The organism is Catellatospora sp. NPDC049111 (assembly GCF_040648615.1).
GTDB classification, from domain to species: domain Bacteria; phylum Actinomycetota; class Actinomycetes; order Mycobacteriales; family Micromonosporaceae; genus Catellatospora; species Catellatospora aurea.
Genome location: NZ_JBEZEB010000006.1, coordinates 276,768 through 294,470, shown reverse-complemented (window position 1 = coordinate 294,470; position 17,703 = coordinate 276,768). Strand labels below are relative to the sequence as shown.

18 protein-coding genes are annotated in these 17,703 nt (G+C 70.2%); 10 read left to right on the top strand and 8 right to left on the bottom strand.

The window, feature by feature from the left end; all coding sequences use genetic code 11:
* The first annotated feature begins 30 nt into the window (after positions 1–30).
* A complete protein-coding gene (locus AB0B66_RS11955) occupies positions 31–780 on the top strand; it encodes a M15 family metallopeptidase (RefSeq protein WP_360526987.1) in 750 nt (249 codons plus the stop codon).
* Positions 781–831: 51 nt separating this feature from the next.
* Here the strand turns inward: AB0B66_RS11955 and AB0B66_RS11950 are convergent, their stop codons facing one another.
* Positions 832–3,252, bottom strand: coding sequence for a CocE/NonD family hydrolase (locus tag AB0B66_RS11950; RefSeq protein ID WP_360526984.1), 2,421 nt, complete (start codon positions 3,250–3,252; stop codon positions 832–834).
* Positions 3,253–3,598: 346 nt separating this feature from the next.
* Here AB0B66_RS11950 and AB0B66_RS11945 point away from each other — a divergent pair, with 346 nt between their 5' ends.
* Both AB0B66_RS11945 and AB0B66_RS11940 read left to right on the top strand, forming a co-directional pair.
* Entirely contained in the window at positions 3,599–3,895 is a 297-nt protein-coding gene (locus tag AB0B66_RS11945) for a hypothetical protein (protein WP_360526981.1), read from the top strand.
* Positions 3,896–4,025: 130 nt separating this feature from the next.
* Positions 4,026–4,742: a hypothetical protein gene (locus tag AB0B66_RS11940; protein WP_360526978.1), complete on the top strand. Its 717-nt coding sequence runs from the start codon at positions 4,026–4,028 to the stop codon at positions 4,740–4,742.
* An 81-nt stretch (positions 4,743–4,823) separates the two neighbouring features.
* On the opposite strand, the gene rox is transcribed toward AB0B66_RS11940, so the two are convergent.
* Positions 4,824–6,302 carry a rifampin monooxygenase gene (gene rox, locus AB0B66_RS11935; protein WP_360526975.1) on the bottom strand — a complete coding sequence of 493 codons (1,479 nt, stop codon included), beginning with the start codon at positions 6,300–6,302 and terminating at the stop codon, positions 4,824–4,826.
* Positions 6,303–6,554: 252 nt separating this feature from the next.
* Between rox and AB0B66_RS11930 the strand changes: the two genes are divergently transcribed.
* The 4 genes from AB0B66_RS11930 (at position 6,555) to AB0B66_RS11915 (ending at position 9,974) form a co-directional block, all read left to right on the top strand.
* Entirely contained in the window at positions 6,555–7,406 is an 852-nt protein-coding gene (locus AB0B66_RS11930; protein WP_360526972.1) for a helix-turn-helix transcriptional regulator, read from the top strand.
* Positions 7,407–7,519: 113 nt separating this feature from the next.
* Positions 7,520–8,557 (top strand): endonuclease/exonuclease/phosphatase family protein, encoded by a 1,038-nt coding sequence (locus tag AB0B66_RS11925; protein WP_360526969.1) that lies wholly within the window; start codon positions 7,520–7,522, stop codon positions 8,555–8,557.
* A gap of 321 nt (positions 8,558–8,878) precedes the next feature.
* The gene (locus AB0B66_RS11920; protein WP_360526966.1) at positions 8,879–9,388 is read left to right on the top strand and encodes a hypothetical protein; all 510 of its coding nucleotides are present in this window, start codon (positions 8,879–8,881) and stop codon (positions 9,386–9,388) included.
* 58 nt (positions 9,389–9,446) lie between these two features.
* Entirely contained in the window at positions 9,447–9,974 is a 528-nt protein-coding gene (locus AB0B66_RS11915; protein ID WP_360526963.1) for a hypothetical protein, read from the top strand.
* 121 nt (positions 9,975–10,095) lie between these two features.
* On the opposite strand, the gene AB0B66_RS11910 is transcribed toward AB0B66_RS11915, so the two are convergent.
* Positions 10,096–10,860 (bottom strand): hypothetical protein, encoded by a 765-nt coding sequence (locus AB0B66_RS11910; RefSeq protein ID WP_360526960.1) that lies wholly within the window; start codon positions 10,858–10,860, stop codon positions 10,096–10,098.
* A gap of 217 nt (positions 10,861–11,077) precedes the next feature.
* Between AB0B66_RS11910 and AB0B66_RS11905 the strand changes: the two genes are divergently transcribed.
* Positions 11,078–12,055 (top strand): cellulose binding domain-containing protein, encoded by a 978-nt coding sequence (locus AB0B66_RS11905; RefSeq protein ID WP_360526957.1) that lies wholly within the window; start codon positions 11,078–11,080, stop codon positions 12,053–12,055.
* Positions 12,056–12,119: 64 nt separating this feature from the next.
* On the opposite strand, the gene AB0B66_RS11900 is transcribed toward AB0B66_RS11905, so the two are convergent.
* The 3 genes from AB0B66_RS11900 to AB0B66_RS11890 all read right to left on the bottom strand — a co-directional run bounded on the left by AB0B66_RS11900 (position 12,120) and on the right by AB0B66_RS11890 (position 14,232).
* A complete protein-coding gene (locus tag AB0B66_RS11900; RefSeq protein ID WP_360526954.1) occupies positions 12,120–12,578 on the bottom strand; it encodes a nuclear transport factor 2 family protein in 459 nt (152 codons plus the stop codon).
* 119 nt (positions 12,579–12,697) lie between these two features.
* Complete coding sequence (locus AB0B66_RS11895) at positions 12,698–13,024, bottom strand: alpha/beta hydrolase (protein ID WP_360527235.1); 327 nt, start codon at positions 13,022–13,024, stop codon at positions 12,698–12,700.
* A 374-nt stretch (positions 13,025–13,398) separates the two neighbouring features.
* A complete protein-coding gene (locus AB0B66_RS11890; protein WP_360526951.1) occupies positions 13,399–14,232 on the bottom strand; it encodes a hypothetical protein in 834 nt (277 codons plus the stop codon).
* A gap of 53 nt (positions 14,233–14,285) precedes the next feature.
* On the opposite strand from AB0B66_RS11890, the gene AB0B66_RS11885 reads away from it, so the two are divergent.
* Together AB0B66_RS11885 and AB0B66_RS11880 are read left to right on the top strand one after the other, a co-directional pair.
* Positions 14,286–14,420 (top strand): hypothetical protein, encoded by a 135-nt coding sequence (locus AB0B66_RS11885; protein WP_360526948.1) that lies wholly within the window; start codon positions 14,286–14,288, stop codon positions 14,418–14,420.
* A gap of 166 nt (positions 14,421–14,586) precedes the next feature.
* Positions 14,587–15,738, top strand: a complete 1,152-nt coding sequence (locus tag AB0B66_RS11880) for a PQQ-binding-like beta-propeller repeat protein (protein ID WP_360526945.1) — start codon at positions 14,587–14,589, stop codon at positions 15,736–15,738.
* A 10-nt stretch (positions 15,739–15,748) separates the two neighbouring features.
* Here AB0B66_RS11880 and AB0B66_RS11875 read toward each other — a convergent pair whose 3' ends face one another.
* Positions 15,749–16,378, bottom strand: coding sequence for a DUF4360 domain-containing protein (locus tag AB0B66_RS11875; protein ID WP_360526942.1), 630 nt, complete (start codon positions 16,376–16,378; stop codon positions 15,749–15,751).
* A gap of 139 nt (positions 16,379–16,517) precedes the next feature.
* Positions 16,518–17,597 (bottom strand): hypothetical protein, encoded by a 1,080-nt coding sequence (locus tag AB0B66_RS11870; protein ID WP_360526939.1) that lies wholly within the window; start codon positions 17,595–17,597, stop codon positions 16,518–16,520.
* Positions 17,598–17,703: the final 106 nt, after the last annotated feature.

Genomic DNA, 17,703 nt, shown 5'->3' with positions numbered 1-17,703 from the left:
CCGACACAGACAACGACCGATGCGCCGAGAGTGCGCATCGAGCATCGAAGCCCCGCACCGATCCGTTTCGGCGACGCCACCGCCGCACCCTCCTGGCTGGGAACCCGAGCGCTCCCGGCCGGGCCGCAAGGCTTCGCCGAAGCCCGGCCGACCCCGCCCGAGCTGCAGAACCGGTCGATCATCACCGTCGACTACCTGCCGCCACCGGCCGACGGACGCTTCCATGCGACCGTCCGGGCGGTGCCGGCCGACGTCCTGGCCCGCTCCAGCTGGACCGAGAACTGCCCGATCGCCGCTGCCGACCTGCGCTACCTCACGGTCGGGTTCCGCGGCTTCGACGGCCGCGCCCACACCGGCGAGCTGCTGGCCAACGCCCGGGTGGCCGACGACCTGGTGACCGTGTTCGAGCGGCTCTTCGCCGCGGACTTCCCGATCGAACGGATGCGGATCTCCAGCGCCGCGCAGCTGAACGCCCCGTCGACCGGCGACCAGAACACCACCGAGGTGTTCGCCTGCCGCCAGGTGCGCGGCCACAAGGGCTGGTCCCAGCACGCGTACGGGCTCGCGGTGGACCTCAACCCGTTCCAGAACCCGTACCACAAGGGCAAGGTCGTCCTGCCGGAACTCGCCACCGCCTACCTCGACCGGGCCGACGCCCGCCCCGGCATGGCGCAGCCGCGCGAGCAGGCGGTCCAGGCATTCGCCGAAATCGGCTGGAAGTGGGGCGGCGACTACCGCTCCCTGAAGGACTACATGCACTTCTCCGCCACCGGCGGCTGAGCCGAAGGCACCGCGCCGACCGCCCTGGGACGGCCGGCGCGGTCGCGTGCTTCACGGCCCGACGGTCAGCGTCCAGGTGTCGATCCGGCCCACGTCGGCGGACGCCGCGTCCTGCACACGCAAGCGCCACGTGCCGTTGGCGGTCTCGCCGGACAGGTTCACCGTGAAGGTCTGGTGGATGTCGTCGGCGCTGCCGCCGGAACGGTTGCTCAGCGAGTAGCTGGACCCGTCCGGTGCGACCAGGCTGACCACGAGGTCACCGCGGTACGGGTGGACGATGTGCACCTCCGCCGTCGACGACGCCGAGGCTGCCCCGGGGCAGCCGCTGATGGTGATCGTGCTCTCCACCGCGGCTCCCGCGTCCGGGATCGCCACGTCGTTCGGGTTGCTCGCCCGGCAGCCGCCGGTCCCGTTGACCGTGAGCGTGTAGACGGCGGTGCGGGTGGTGCCGGGTCCCGTGCCGGTGATCGTGATCGGGTAGGTGCCCGGCGGGACCGACGCGGTGGTGCTCAGGGTCAGCGCGGAACTGCCGCCCGCCGTCACGATCGCCGGGTTGAACGACGCGGTCGCCCCCGCCGGCAGCCCGCTTGCCGACAGTGCCACACTCTGCGCGGAACCGCTGGTCACCGTCGTGGCGACCGTCGCGCTCAGCGAGCCGCCCGGGTTGGTCGCGCCCGCCGTGGGGGAGACCGAGACAGCGAAGTCGTTGCCGGCGGCCAGGCCGGTCTGCGCGATCGTCAGTGTGCTTGCGACCGGGTTGAGCCGCAGCACGGCACCGGCCGGCGGGCGCAGGGTGTAGTCGTAGTCGGTGGAGATCACCACGAGGCCGATCCGGCGGCCGGCCGCGAACACGTAGTCCTTGGGCTCCATGGCGAAGTTCAGCGTGTACTCCGTGCCCTGCACGACCTTCTCACTGGTGGCGCGGCTGTTGCGGTTCTGCGGGTCGATCCAGCCGCGGGTGACGATCACGGGGGTGGTGCTGGTGCCCGTGCCGCCGTAGTCGACCAGCAGCGCGGTCACGTTGGCGTCGTTGCGGTTGGTGACGGCGAGCCGGAGCGAGACCCGGGGCGAGCCGGTCAGCGTGACCGCGGCCGGCAGGTTGCCGGTCCGGTAGACCAGCCGGTTGCCGTTCGCGCTGTCCGGGTTCGCGACCAGGGTCGTCGCGGTGCTGCTGCGCCCGTTGTCGGTGAACTGCTGCGCCGTGGTGCCGGTGGGGGTGCCGAGGGTCAGGCCGCCGGGCGCGGTGGCCGAGGTCGCGTCGAGTTTGAACACCGCCTCGGTCGCGCCGGGGTTGGGCCAGTCGGCGTACTGCCGCCAGGTGCCGTCCTTGAACTGCACCTCGGCGCGGGGCCCGGTGAGCACGCCGTTGTCGACGCCCTTGAGGAAGTACTCGAACCAGCGCTCGACCGTCGCCCGGTAGTCCGAGCGCGAGGTCGTGCCGTGGCCGCCGTTGTGCAGCCAGATCTTGCTCGGCACGTTGTTGGCCCGCAGCGCGTCCCACCACTGCGCGTAGTGCCGGCCTTTGACGTTCCAGTCGGCCTGGCCGTGGATGACGAACACGCCCGCGGTGACCTTGTCCGCCTTGCCGACGTAGTCGCGGTCGGCCCAGAACTGCGTCCAGTCCCCGGTGACCCGGTCCTGGTCGGTCTCGATCTGGTTGATCCGGCTCGTGCAGTCGGTCCGGTCGACCACGGCGCGGGCCAGCACGTCGGCGTCCTCGCCCTGGTAGCCGCCCGGGGCGACGACGAGACCGTTGGCCCGGTAGTAGTCGTACCAGCTGGAGATCGCCGAGATCGGCACGATCGCCTTGAGCCCGGCGACGCCGGTCGCGGCGGCCATGTTCGGCAGCGTGCCGTTGTACGAGATACCGATCATGCCGACGTTGCCGGTGCTCCAGGACGCCGTCACCTGGGCGCCCGCTGCGCTGAAGCCGCGGGCGCGGCCGTTGAGCCAGTCCACGACCGCGGTGGTGGCCAGCGTCTCCTGCATGTCTCCGCTGGTCGGGCAGCCTTCCGAGGCGCCGGTGCCGAGGCTGTGGCCGAGCACGACCGCGTACCCCTTGGGCACGAAGTAGTCGTCGTACCAGTCGGGCAGGTCCGGCACCGGCCTGGCGACGTTGACGCCCGCTCCGGCCGTGGGCGACGCGCCGGGCGCGAGCGGGAACAGGCTCTCCTGCGGCAGGGCGCTGACGTTGACGCCGTGGTTGGCGGCGTTGGCCAGGCCGTTGCGGTACGGACTCTGCTCGAACACGACGGGGAATGGCCCGCCGGTGGAGGGCCGGGCGATGTCGATGGCGATCCGGTCGAGCCGGCCGTCGCCGTTGGAGTCCACGCTGGACTCGACGTAGACCCGCTCCTCGATCTGGGCGAGTGCGGCTTGCGCGGGCACTGCCGCGCTCGCCACGGCGGTCGGCACGGGGAGGGCGGCTGCGAGCAGCGCGAGAATGAGCATAACGCGGTGGGGGAACCGCATGTTGGCTTCCTTCCAGGGGTGTCGGGCAGTCGCCAATCGATTGAGCACGATGGTTGTCGATATTTTCAGATCGACGATGACGAATCAACCCGGCGACCTGGCGCCGTGCCGAAGCCGGTCGCGGAAGGTGTGCTGGTCCACCAGGGTCGGTTCCCGCAGAGCGACGCGGTCGTCGAACACGGGCGCTCGCGATGCCGCGGCCGGAACCGTGGTTCAAGCGGGTTTACCGGCGGCGCGGGGTGTCTACAGAACCTTGAACTCGAAATCGGCCTCGTGTTGCGAGGCCGGGCGAGATCACGATACTGGCCATGATCGTAATCTGCTGTTCCCATCAGGAAGGACATCGGTGAAACGCCAACTCCTCCACGCCGGCGCGGCTGCGATGGTCGCGCTCGCCGGCGCGACGGCGGCCGCCGCACCGGCCTCGGCGAGCGACGCGCCGGGCTTCGTGTGCAACCTCAACCAGAACACGTGGCTGCGTACCGACCCGCACGGCTTCGTGCTGCGCACCCTGTCCGCGGGACGTGGCTTCCGCTGGCACGGCCAGGCCATCGACGACGGCTCCAGCGTGTGGATCTACGGACACGGCGCCGAGGCGCCCGGTCAGGACGGCTGGATCCCCGCCGTCAACGCCAACTGCTGACGCGCAGGGTGGGCCGAAGGCGACTGAGGCCCACCCTGCCCGCCGCGCGACGCACCACGAATGCAGGGGCGTGCGGTGGCCGGTGGTTTCGCCGATGCGTGGCGCATCCACCGCGTCGAATACTCGGCTGATGACGGTGCGGATCTACGACATCATGGCCTGCGACGTGTACTGGGACTTCGAGGACAGCGTGGGGCTGCCCAAGGAGCAGCACAAGTTCCTGGTCTCCTTCTACCCGTCCGAGACGCCGGTGCCCGACCAGATCGAGAGCATCGTGGCGCGAGGACCGGGCGGCTACGAGGTCGCGTTCACGAACCGGATGTTCACCAACGCCAACCGCGACGGTTGGATCTACGACCCGTCGCTGGACTACCACTGGTACATGCTCAACGTTCCGGCCGGGTTCCTGGCCGAGGGCACGTACACGATCGAGGTGACGACCAAGGACGGCGAGGTGCTGACCCGTTCACGGGAGCAGCGCAGCGCGCCGTCGCGCGCGATCGTGGACAGCTACCTGGCCCACCGGGACCGGATGGCGTACACCCTGACCAGCTGGTCGACCCTGGCCGAGTTCGGCGGCCCGGACGCCTACTATGTGTATCGGCTGGCCCAGGCCGCGTCGCTGCGCGAGTTCGACACCCAGCAGCTGCTGTGGTGGGACAACATCTACATCCGGCGTGCCCGCGGTGTCGAGCCCCTGGCGGGCCTGAACAAGGGCTCCGTCGACCTGCCGATCGAATTGACCCCGGGGGAGACCTACGGGCTGTTCGTCGAGATCACCGACGGCAACGCCCAGGGCGAGGCCAACATCTGCGTCTTCCAGCCGCACCGATTCCTGGTCGCCTGACCTGCCACTCTCGACCAGGACGCGAAGGAAGGGCACCTTCCACAACACATGGCGATGTGAAGGTGCCCTTCCTTTACGTGGTCAGGTGGTGGGGTGGCCGAACCAGCGGGCGAGGTGGTGGTTCAGGTCGTGCTGGTCGTCGCCGATCCAGGCGACGTGGCCGTCGGGGCGGAGCAGGACGCACGGGGCGTCCAGCGGCGCGGTGGGGTCGGCGAGGAGGTCGACCCGGTCGGACCAGCCGTCGACGGTCAGGCGTTCGGTGCGGTCCAGGAGCAGGCCGCGGCCGTGATGCAGCAGATCGTAGAGGCGGCCCTGTTTCAGGTCGAGGTCGCGCAGGCGGCGGCCGAGCAGGTCGGGGCCGGGGCCGAAGTCGTAGCGGATGCCGATCGCGGTGATCTTCTCGATCAGCCGGCGGTTGACCTCGTCGAATTCCATCAGTTCGGTGAGGAGTCGGCGTACCGCCCGCGGGCCGGGCTCGGCGGACAGCAGCTCCAGCTGGGCGCGGGTGTTGTCGAGCACGTCCTCGGCGACCGGATGGCGTTCGGCCTGGTAGGTGTCCAGCAGCGGCTCCGGTGCCCAGCCGCGGACCTGCGCGGCCAGTTTCCAACCGAGGTTGAACGCGTCCTGCAGGCCCAGGTTGAGGCCCTGCCCGCCGATGGGCGGATGGATGTGTGCAGCGTCCCCGGCCAGCAGCACCCGCCCGACCCGGTAACGTTCGGCCAGCCGGGTGGCATCCCCGAAACGCGAGAGCCAGCGCGGGGAGTGCACGCCGAAGTCGGTCCCGGCGACGGCGCGCAGCTGCTGCCGGAAGTCCTCGATGGTGGGCTGTCGTGCACGATCGCCGACCCCGGCGACGGGGATCACGACGCGATAGACCCCCTGCCCGAAGGGCCTGAAGTCGAATCGCCTGTCGGTGCGGCCGATCTCGGTCATCTTCGCGGCGATCTGCTCCGGCGGCACACCGACTTCCATCTCGCCCATCAGCGTGTCGTTGCGGGAGGGCTCGCCGGGGAAGCCGACGCCGAGAAGTTTGCGCACCGTGCTGCGCCCGCCGTCACAGCCGACGAGATGGCTCGCCCGCAGCCGCTGCCCGCCGGCCAGTTCGACGGTCACGCCGTCGTCGTCCTGTTCGAGGCCGGTCACGGCAGTGCCGTGCCGGACCTGTGCGCCCCGTCCGATCGCGTGTTGTTCGAGCAGGTCGACGATGACCGGCTGCGGGATGCCCAGCAGGTAGGCGTGCGCGGAATCCAGGCCCTCGGGCGCGGGTTTGTCGATGGCGGCGAAGTAGGCGCCGGCCGGACGCCTTCTCCCGTGTTCGAGGATGCGCTCCAGGAGCCCGCGCATCGCCATCAGCTCGATGCTGCGGATGTGCAGCCCGACGATGCGGGCGAACGACACCGGCTCGGTTTCCTTCTCCAGGACGAGTACCCGCACGTCATGCAGCCGCAGTTCGGCGGCCAGCAGCGCACCGGTCGGCCCGCACCCGGCAATGATCACGTCGAAGTCGAGGGGCGCGGCGGGGGAGTCCGGCGACGGCGTGCCGGAAATTCGAGAGTTCACAGGTGTTGCCTTTCGGGAGTGCCTCGTGGGCGGGGCGCTCCCGGCGACACCTACGTCAATCGCCCGACCGTCACGGGAAGGGGGAGCGCCCACATCGATACAGCGTTCATGGGTCTCACCTCCTGGGGCGTGTCACGGTCAGCTGCAAGCTACAAGACCGGCCGTCATCGCGTCCAGTCTTTCCGATGTGACGAGCGGCCCAGGCGCCGACTCGATCGGCAGGTCGTGCCGGACCCGTTTATATCGTCAGGTATGACTATGTCAGAGCGCGGCCACTGGCAGCTCGTCGAAGGGCGGCCGCATCCCCGGCTGCGCGGCATCGTGTACGGCTACCGCGGCTTCAACCTTCGCCTGGCCGAGCCCGTACGCCGGCTGGAGTTCCCGGTGCCGTTCGTGAACCTCACCGTCACCTGGCGCGGTTCGCTGCAGCTGTCGGCCGCCGCCGGCCGGTCCGCCCGGCTGGGGCAGCTCGTCGCCGGCATGAGCACCGGCGTCGTGCACGCCGAGCACGACGGCGACCTCGAAGGCGTCGACGTGCGCCTGTGGCCGCTGGGCGGCTACCGGCTTTTCGACGGCTACGCGACCGGCGGCGGATCGCACATCCTGACGCTGGCCGACATCATGGGCGCCGACGCCGACCGGCTCACCGCACGCCTCGCCGACTGCCCCGACTGGGCCGGCCGGTTCCGGCTGCTCGACGCCGTCCTGCTGCGCCGCGCCGCCGCCGGGCGGGAGCCCTGCCCCAGGACCGCCGCGGTGTGGCAGCGCGTCCAGCGGGACCTGTCCGTGCCGGTCGCCGCCCTCGCGGCCGACGCGGCCTGGTCCGAGCGGCATCTGCAGTCGCGGTTCCGCGACCACTTCGGGATGACCCCGAAGGCGGCCCAGCGGGTCGCCCGCCTGCAGCGGGCGCTGCGCGCCCTGGACGCGGGACTGCCCGCCAGCCGCGTCGCCCACCTGGCCCGCTACAGCGACCAGGCGCACCTCATCCGCGAGGTCAAGGCCATGACCGGGCTGACCCCCGCCGCGCTGACCCGGCACCGGGCGGCGAGCTGGCGGCCCACCGACCGCTCACAGACCGAGATCACATCGGTGTTCCTCGCCTGACAGTTCGGATTTGTTCAATACGTGTCGGAGGTTCGGCTGCCACTGTCGGTCCCGCAGATCCTTGCGCGCCCCGCACCCGCGTCGCGGGGCATTCCGTCACATCGAGGAGCCCGATGCCCGTCACGAAGATCGTTCAACGCTCCCTGCGGTTGTCCCTCGCCCTGGGCGTGGGCCTGGCGGCCGCCGTCGTAGTGCCGACCGCGGCGCACGCCGCCCCGCCGGCGTCCGTCACCGGCTGGCTGCAGGTCTGGAACCTCAACACCCGGCACATGACGACCGACTCCGTCTCCAACTACAAGGAGTTCGCCTACTACATCACCGACGACTCCCGGCCCGGCGTCGACTACCTGCCCGACATCGTGACGCTGCAGGAGGCCGGCACGAATGTGGACGGCATCAACGCCGACAGCTGCCAGGAGTTCGTGAAGGTCCTGGAGTCCCGGGCGGCCGGCCAGGACTACCACTGCTACGAGGTGCTCGGAGCCGGTAAACGGGGAGGGTCCGCCGTCGTCTATCGGACCAACCGGCTCTCGTTCAGCTCGAAGGAGGAGGTGCGGCTCAAGCACCGGGTCAACCAGGGAGACCCGTGCACCGACAGCAACGAGTGGTTCAACCTGGTCGTGCGGCTCACGGACGACGCGGTGTCCGGCAAGGCCGTCAACGTCGCCTCGGTGCACCTGGCGACCTCGGACAACGAGGACGCCGACTGCGCCTGGGAAAACATGAAACTGCTCAACTCGAAGATCGCCGCCCGGGGCGCGTCCAACATGCAGATTATGGCCGGGGACTGGAACAACGAGGACGCCGCGGTCGCCGGCGGTTCGGCGAACTGGGAATGCTGGTACGAGGGGACGAGCGTCGGTGTCGGCACCTGCGGCGGGCAGAATCTGGGCTGGAAGGACGCGCCCTACCGCGCCTGTGACACCGCCGCCAACGACACTCCGATCAAGAAGTTCAACTGCATCATCGGCAACCACTGGACCTGGGGTGGCGACCGCCGGATCGACTTCCTGTTCGCGAAGGCCTACACGGCCTCGGGCACAGGCACCGTCGACTACGGCCAGGCCTACGACGCGTCCGTGGGCCTGGGCACCCGTGCGCCGAAGTACTCGGATCACCGCGGCCAGGGTGCGGCGCTGAAGTACTACTGACAGTACGACTCACCCGACAAAGTGGTGATTCCCGTTTTACCCCCCGGCCGTCCGATCCGCTACGGCGGTCGGGGACTGTCCCGTGCGCAGGAATGTCGGTCAGTATCCACATCCAGGCGAGTGCTCGATCATGCGAGCTGGTCATCGGAGGATGGCCAGGAGTTGAGCGGGCCGCGTCTTAGTCGACATGTCCACCGCTTCGCCTTCATGCCCGTACGTTCGGTGTGGCGCGAGTTCATACCATTGGATCTTTTCCGCACCGTGATTCGGGCATATGCTGGCGCGCATTCCTCACGACGGATCACTACAGATGGTAGGCGAATGGGCCTGTTCGGACGCCGAAAAGATTTCGTTCCGCTGACGACGCCGAGGCCTGGCCTCATGCGGATGACAGATTTCGCATGGCTCAACAAGGGCGGTCGCGAACGGATCGAACAGGTTCTCGAGTTGGTGAAGTTGTCGGGTGAGAGCGCCGCCGCGACGATCGAGGCCGAGCCGGAGGCGCCAGATCTCAATCTGTTCATAGCCTCTCTGACCGTGATCGCCGTTTCGGAACTGGTCGAGCCACCCGAGGAAGCCGCAGGCCTGTTGCTGTTCTACGCCCATCTCGGGCGAGTGCTTAGCGCTGTCGAGAAGGAGTGGCGGGTGCCGGATGGATCGACGCACATGGCCATCCATACCGCACTCGCTTTTCATCGCACCCAAATGCCGGACTCGGTGCCGGCCGAGTTGCGCGCATCCTTGGGGCTGGCGATGGAAGTCGCCTATTACTGCGACCGAGCGGGTGACCACCCCTATCGGGTGCTCGGCGTCCAGCCCCACGTGATCTAGACGACCAGCTCGACAGAACTTTCGCCTCGTTTGAGGGCCGGGACGGCCAGCAGATTTCATGAAGGACGGCAGGTCGATCGCGGTGGGATTTCTGTACAAGATGGCGATGGCCGCGTCGGTCAGGGATCTGCGACGGCAGGGGTTACTGGAGCGCGATGAAGGCATCCTTGCCTATGCCTGGGAGCAGCCGGACCTGTCGCCCGCCGTCGCCGCCATGCCGATGGCGCTCGCATATACGCGATACGGGGTCAACAGGATGTCGTGGAACCTGACCGACCGTGCACTGGTCCTGATTCCCTTCTCGGCAATGGTGCGAGACCGGGTCCGTCATGAGACGCCGGAAGCCTATCGCGTCCCCTACGGTATGGAATTCATGATCGACGTCGTGCCGCTGCCGTCGATTGACACGCTGCTGCTCAACGTCAGGGACGATGAAGGACCCGACGGCGTTCTGTACCGTGGGCGTTTCCGGCCCGTACGGATGCTTTACGAGACGGGTTTCGTCGACCTGCTCAATGCTCTTGCCATGCAGAACCAGCTGGCCGTCCGGCACGTGCGGATCAACGAACGATTCGAGGGAGCCTGAACGGTCCAGCGGGTTCAGCGATGGTCGGCATGCGTTTGTCCCGTCCGTCTGGACTGTCTGCCGAGCCCATTGCGGCGGGCTTCTCATGCCCGGTTTCCGTTATGGCGGTCTAGCGGCATCGCTACGCGGGGTCAGGGGCGTCGGCGGTAGCCACCGGATCGACGAGGAACGCCAGCACGGTGTCCTCGATGTCGCCGCTGAGCAGGGTCACACCGTGGCTCACGGTGGACCGGATGATCAGCTTCTTGTGCTTGGCGATCGACAGGCCGTACAGCTCCTTGGCGTGGGCGGCGAAGTTCCCGTCCAGGTCGCCCGCGACGAGCACGGTCGGCACGTCCAGTTTGGTGACGGCGGTCAGCGCGTCGGCGCCGTACACAGTGGGGGCGGACAGGGTGACCACACCGTCGACCGGCGGGGTGGTGCCGGCGGCCGCCGCCAGGGCGATGGTCCCGCCGCGCGAGGCGCCGATGACGATGACGCGCTTGGCTCCCTCCTTGCGCAACTGCGCGATACCGGCCTGGGTGACCTCGACGGCGTCGCTGGAGGTGATGTCCGGGGCCATCGCCCGGTAGCCGCGCTGCGCCAGGAGCAGCGCGAACGCGTACCACTGACAGGCGGTGCCGTCCACCTGGTGCAGCAGGACGACGGCGGTGTCGCCCGTGCCGACCTGGATCGCTGCCGTCATCTCCTGCGCGGCGTCGGTGATCGCGACCACCGGGCCGTGCTCGTCCAGGCAGTCGAAGTTCGCGGTGTCGATCACGCGCTGGCGGGCCGCCGCGGTCGGGTCGAGCGGCGGCGGCGACGCGGTGCCCTGGCCGCATCCGGCGGCGACGGCGAGCAGGACGGCGGCGACCAGGCCACGGGTGGCGGTCGTGATGGCTCTCATGCCAGTGGTTACCGTCCGGGCGACCGGTTCGGTGGGGCCGATTCCGGAACGGAACCGATGGAAACCAGTGATGATAGTCGATGACAGGTGGGCCGTTTGCGCCTATGCTGCCTACAGGGCGGGCCGTTGCACGGGTGATCCGTACTGCTGACTTCTCACCTTGCCGGAGACGACTGCCATGCCCGCATCCCACCTGAGACCGCGGTGGTCCCACGCCGTGCTCACCGTCCTCGTCGCCGCCGCGATGTCGCTGGCGCCGGCGCCCGCCGCACAGGCGGCCGCCGACACCACCGCCCCCACCGCGCCCGGGACACCGGTCGCATCCGAGCTCACCGAGACCAGCGTGGTCCTGACCTGGACCCCGTCCAGCGACGACGTCGGCGTGGACCATTACGAGGTCTGGCGTCAGTACACGGACTACGTCATCCGGGTCGCCAGCCCGACCAGCACCACCGCCACGGTCACCGGCCTGCCGCGCGGCTCGGTGAACCGGTTCTACGTCGTCGCCTTCGACGCGGCCGGCAACCGGTCGACGCCCTCCGGGGCGCTCAAGGTGACCACCCTGCCGGGGGACCTGGAACCGCCGGGGCCGGTCTTCTCGCTGACCGCCTCCGAGATCACCGACAACTCCGTGCGCCTGAGCTGGCAGGGCCCGATGTGGGGCGACTTCGCGCTGTTCCGGGTCTACCGGTCGCAGAGCAGCGGGCAGCTGATCCTCGTGGCGACCACGACGTCCCGCACCGTCGTCGTTACCGGGCTCGGCCCCGCCACCACGTACGGCTTCGCCGTCGCGGCGGTCGACGCCGTAGGCAACCAGTCCCCGGTGTCCCAGCCGCCGCTGCCGGTCACGACGACCGGCGTCCCGACGCCACCGGCCTGCACGGTGACCTACCGCGTCACCAGCCAGTGGACCGGTGCGTTCAACGCCGACGTGCGGATCACCAACACGGGCCCGGCGGCGATCACCGGCTGGACCCTGCGCTGGACGTACGCGGGCAGCCAGCAGATCACCAACCTGTGGAACGGTGCCCACGCCCAGACCGGTGCCGCCGTGCAGGTCGCGAACCTCGGCTACAACGCGACCATCGGTGCGGGCGGCGGCTCGCAGTCCTTCGGGTTCCAGGCCGCCTGGAGCGGGAGCAATCCCAGCCCGGCCGCCTTCACGCTCAACGGGCTGCCCTGCCTGACGGTATGACGACCACGATGGCTGGCGCACCCCTCGCGGGTTTCGCCGGCCATCGTGCGAGCCGGGCGAACAGTCACCGGATCGGCTGCTCCTTGCCGTGGTCCTCGGGCGGTCGCGGCCCGAAGATGGTCCGCTCCGATGCGGTGATCGGCAGGTCGTTGATGCTGGCCTCCCGGCGGCGCATCAGGCCGTGCTCGTCGAACTCCCACAGCTCGTTGCCGTAACTGCGCCACCACTGCCCGGCGGCGTCATGGGACTCGTACTGGAAACGCACCGCGATCCGGTTGTCGCCGAACGCCCACAGGTTCTTGCGCAGCGCGTAGTCCAGCTCGCGCGCCCACTTGCCGCGCAGGAATTCGATGATCGCGGGACGGCCGGTGAGGAACATGTCCCGGTTGCGCCACACGGAGTCCTCGGTGTACGCCAGCGCGACGCGTTCCGGGTCGCGGGTGTTCCACGCGTCCTCGGCGGCCTGCACCTTCGTCAGCGCCGCAGCATGGTCGAACGGCGGCAGCGGCGGTTTGTCGGCCATGGTCGAGCCTCCTGAACGCGTCACCCGCGGATCCGCCGCCGGCAGCCGTATGCGCTGCGTACGGCGCTACCGCACCACTGTGGCACGGCGAACGGCCCGCCGGGGGTCGTTCCCGCGCGTCAGGGCGTCTTGAAGGGCGGAATGGTGATCTCGTTGAGGCAGGCCCGGTCGACGGGCCGGGTCGGGTCGTCGAAGAAGGCGTCCATCATCGATCGTGCACACGGCGACTGCGCGATCACGTCGTGGCCGGCCCCCGGGATCGCGATCGTCTCGGAATTGCGCAGGCCCTTGGCCACGACCTCCGTCCACGCGGCCGGCGTTACCCCGTCCATCGCGCCGCCCATGAGCAGCGACGGCACGTCGCTGACGACCGGGGCGCGTTCGGCCGCCGTGGCGCTGCCGACATCCCAGGCCGCACACTCGGCGAACAGCCGGCCGGGCACCATGATCAGCCGAAGGACGTCGTCGGGGAAGCCCGGCAGCGCCGCCTTGCCCGCCGCGGCGACGTCCTCGGTGGAACTCCACGACGCCATCTCGCGGCAGTACGCCCCGAAACCCAGTCCGTAGCCGGCCAGCCCCGGCGGAGCGACCCGGGCCAGCCGGGCCGCGGCGGCCTCCCGCCCGTCTCCCCGGGCCGCCGTATGGATCATGCTGGGGATCGTCGCGAACCCGCTCGGGCCCGTGTAGCTCTGGCCCGTCACCAGCCAGGCGAGGGTGTACCCGTCGATGACCACCTGCACCGGCCTGCCCGCGGCGTCGTTCACGGTCACCTGGAGCGGTGTCTGGTCGAGCCGGTTGACGGCGGCGGTGAACTCGGCCTTCAGATCGGGATAGGCGGCGGCGCACTTCGGCTGGCTCGCGCAGGCGTCGAAGATCGCCTGATACATGCCCGCCGCGGCCGGCCACCCGTGGGTGAGCAGGTTCTGGTCGATCGGCGACACCGAGTCGAGCACCATGCTGCGGATGCCCTCCGGGTGGTCGCGCAGCAGCACCTGGGCCACGTTCGTGCCGTAGGACACCGAGTAGACGTTCCACTGCTCGATCCCAGCGCCGTGCGCAGGTCGGCGATGTCCGCCGCGTTCTCCACCGTGTTGTACGACGCCAGGTGCGCGCCGGTGGCCGCGAGCTTGTCACGGCAGGCCTTGACCGCGGCCAGGTTCTGCGCGCCGGTGGACGGGGCCGCGAACTTCAGGCCCAGCGCGGTGCCGTCGGCGAAGCGATCGTAGTCGGGGCAGGTGAGCTGCGGGTCGGAGTGGTAGTTGCCGCGCTGGGCGACGAAGTAGACGTCCCGGTCGGCGTTCATGCCCGCGCCGACCTCGCGCACCGCGTCGAGGAACGCGACGCCACCCGGACCGTGCGTCAGGAAGACGATCGGGTCCGGCTTCGGCGTCGCCGAGACCGCCTTGGCGTGGGCCACCGCGACGCGGATCATCCGGCTGTCCGGGCGGCTGCGGTCCTCGGGCACGGTCAGATACCCGCAGGTGATCCCCGACGGGAGGTCGGCGCTGGGACCGAGTTCCGGGATGTTCGGCTTCGGGCACGGCGCTGCCGCATAGGACGGCGCCGGCTCGTTCGACGCGGACGCGGCGACCGCGGGCGTGAGTGCCCCGGCGATCATCGCCGCGACCAGCGTCAGGCGGCGTGTTCGGTACATCTGCGGACTCCTCAGTTCCCGGTCGGCCGGCTCGATATATTCGAGCTGTCTCGGTGGCCGAGCCGGTGGCGGCGAGCGCCGCGATCGGCGGACCGGAACTGTCATCCTCGGTACATCGTATTTCCCGCCGCTCGGCGCTGCCCCACGTGTCGATGAATGAGCGGTACAACACGTATTCGGTGGATTAGGCCGACGGTGCGTCCCGGTCCCACCGCCGCACTCGTGCTCGGTACTGTGCGTCGGTCGTGCGGACCGATGCGGTCCGGCGAGAGCCGGGACAGGTGGTGGACTGCGATGGCGAATCTGCCGTCCGGGGATGTGGCGCGAACAGGGGTCTGCCGAGGCCCCGGTGTGGTGGATCAGCCGCGTGTGCGCAGGCGGCTGACCACGCCGGGCGACGGACCGGCACTGCCGACCGTCGACGGCGGGGTGGCCTACCTCGGTGACGCCGACGGCCACGTGTGCGCGATCGGCGTCGCCGACGGTGGCACTCTCTGGCAGAGCCGGCACGACCTGCGCCATCGGGACGGCACGTCGGCCCTGTCCTCGGTGGCGGCGCTGCCGGCGGTGTCGGCGGAGCTGGTGCTGGCCGAAGCGGGCGAACAGGTCTTCGCGCACGACCGGCGCACCGGGCAGGTGCGGTGGTCGATACCGGAGATCAGCGGCCATCATGCGGTTCTGCTCGGCGACGCCGTCGTCGTGCTGCACGACCTGGCCGCGGTCGCCGCCTACCAGCTGCCCGCCGGTGGCAGGCGGTGGAGCAGCGTGGACACGGTCGGCGATGTCGCCGGCCACTACGGGTTCGGCCTGCTGGCGACGTTTCCCGCGGTGGCCGACGGCCGGATGTTCGTGACCGAGGGGTTCGAGGGCAATCGCACGCACGGCGGCCTGCACGCCTTCGATGTGGACAGCGGCGCGCTGCGGTGGGGCTTTCACGAGGAGTTCGTCACGTGTGGACACGACGACTGCGAAGGTGATCAGCTGCAGGTCGCGCCGAACCGTCCGGTTTATGCGCGGGGCCTGGTGTGGGTGGTCCGCGAACGGTGGTGCGACGGCACCGGTACGGCGGCGCTGTCGCTGGTCGGATTCGATCCGGCAACCGGTGGGGAGCGGGTCGCGCTGAAAGAGCCGGCCGAAGCCGGGATCGGTGGCTGCTTCGGCTCGGCTCCGGTGTTCGGGGCAGGTCTGATCTACTGCACCAGCGCAGACGCGATCCACGCCCTGGAACCCGGCTCCGGACGGGTGCGGTGGAGCCGTCGATTCCCGACCCCGGTGGTGGACACACCGCTGCTGGCCGACCAGACCCTCCACCTCGCCACCGAGGGCGGGCGGCTGCATGCGGTCGACGCCGCCACCGGCGTACCCCGCTGGGATGTGACCTTGGACGAGCCGACCAGCTGGTCCGCGGCGGTTCCCGGCGAGTACGACGAGCCGCAGCCTCCGCTCACCCTCGCCGACGGCGTGCTGTACGTCGCGACAGACCACGCTGTCCTGGCGCTGGCCTGAGCCGGGCAGGTCAGTGCGGGCAGGGCAGCAGCTGGGTGGTGGTGACGCGGAAGTCGAGCGAGTCCAGGGTGATCTGGCCGCTGCCACTGCCCCCGTCCAGGCGCACCTGGGTGTTGACGTTGTCCGGGCGCACCGTCTCCGATACGCACAGCGTGCTCGTCAGCGGGGCCTGCAGGTAGGTGTCGGAGACCAGGTAGTCCTTGGCGACCGGCCCGGCGAAGCTGGACTGCGCCGGTGTGCCGAGCACCAGGTCAGGGGAGTGGAACGCGTCGCCACGGCTTCCGGTCATGCCGGCCGGGACCTGCACGTACCCACGATGGTCGATCTTCACGGTGGCCAGCCAGGCCAGTGACCGCGGGATGTGCAGGTTGAGGTTCACCTGGCAGTACTTGCGCCGCTCGGTGACCGGGACGCCGGTGCCGGTGGACGCGACAAACACGTCGAAGATCATCGTGGCGGCGGTCCGGTCGGCGCTGAGCGACGTGGACGCGCTGCCGTTCGGGCATCCGGTGCCGCCGTAGGTGATGCTGCTGATGTAGACGGTGCCCGGGTCGGGACCGGTGGCGTGCCCGGCGCCGGGCACGGCCGTAGCGGCGATCAGGGCGACGGTGCAGGCGATCAGCAGGCGGGACGGGCGCATCGACGACTCCCTCGACGGTGGACGGTGCTGTCCGGATCCTGGCACCTCCAGCCATACGGGGACATAGCACTCACCCCGGCGGGTGACGCGCCGCGGTGGGGTCTGAAACAGTTCCCGTGCCCCGGCGGACGTGTTCCGGTCAGCCCGTCGCGGGGACGGTGGCGCGCAGCGCGGCGATGCCGGCCAGCAGCTCGTCGCGCCGCTCGAGCGGCATCATCCAGTCCGGCAGCTCCACCTGGTACGCGGGCAGGTAGGCGCCGCCGTTGGCCAGGCGCACCCGGGCGCGCAGGTGCTGCTCGATCGCTTCCAGATGGCCTGTCCCGTACGCCCACAGCCGCCGGCCGGCGCAGGGCTGCTGCAACCACAGCGGCAGGCGGAACACCGGGTCGTACACGACGCTGCCGTCCCAGCGGTTGCCCTGCTTGAACTCCGGCCTACGCGTCGCGGTGTGCGGACAGTGGGAGCAGGTCACCCGCCACGCCGGCCGGGCCGGACCGGGCGCGGGGCACGCGACCTCGGCCGGGCCGGCGCACCGAGGACAGCGCACCAGGATCGGCACGCGCCCCGCGTCGATCTCGGACAGGATCAGCAGGGACCGCTCCGCCGGCCGCTCGGTCAGCCCCTGCCGCGTCAGGTATTCGCGCCACTGGCTCGGTTTGGGCTCGGGCAGACCGCGTGTGCCGACCACCCAGGTCAGGTAACCGGCCCGCAGGCGTACCCCCTCGTCGGCGTGCTCGCCCAGCTCCCGCAGCCGGTCGCGCAGCGGGTCGTCGGCCAGCACCCGCGCCAGCCGGGCATAACGCTCGTCGCCGAGCCGGTGCGGCCGGGCCACGGCCAGCAGCACCAGGTCGGTCAGCACCGTCCGGATCCAGCCCGACAGCTCGTCCACGTGCTGGTGGAAGGTCCGCAGCAGGCTCGTCTTCGTACTCCAGGACTTCGCGTGCCAGGCCCACTCGTGTGGGAACCGCATCTCCCAGTCCAGGTAGAGCAGGCGGTAGCGCACGGCGCGCGGCAGCCGGGCCAGGCCCGGCCAGGACCCGGTCCACAGCCCGTCGGGCAGCAGCCGGCGGCTCGCCTCCTCATACTCCTGCCGGGTGACGGCGGCGGCCCTGGCCATGCGGAGCCCGTCGAGCCGCAGGTGCGCGGAGTCCCGCCGGGCGGGGTCCTCGCTGATCAGATCCCAGGCCCAGCCGAAGCGCTCGTCCCAGTCGTCGGCCATCCGGGCACTCGATCACGAGACGCACCGCCCCGGCAAGGGCCGGCCGGGCAGAACGAGGACGGTGCGGGCGGCGGTGACGCCGCCCGCACCGAGCGGGATCAGCCGC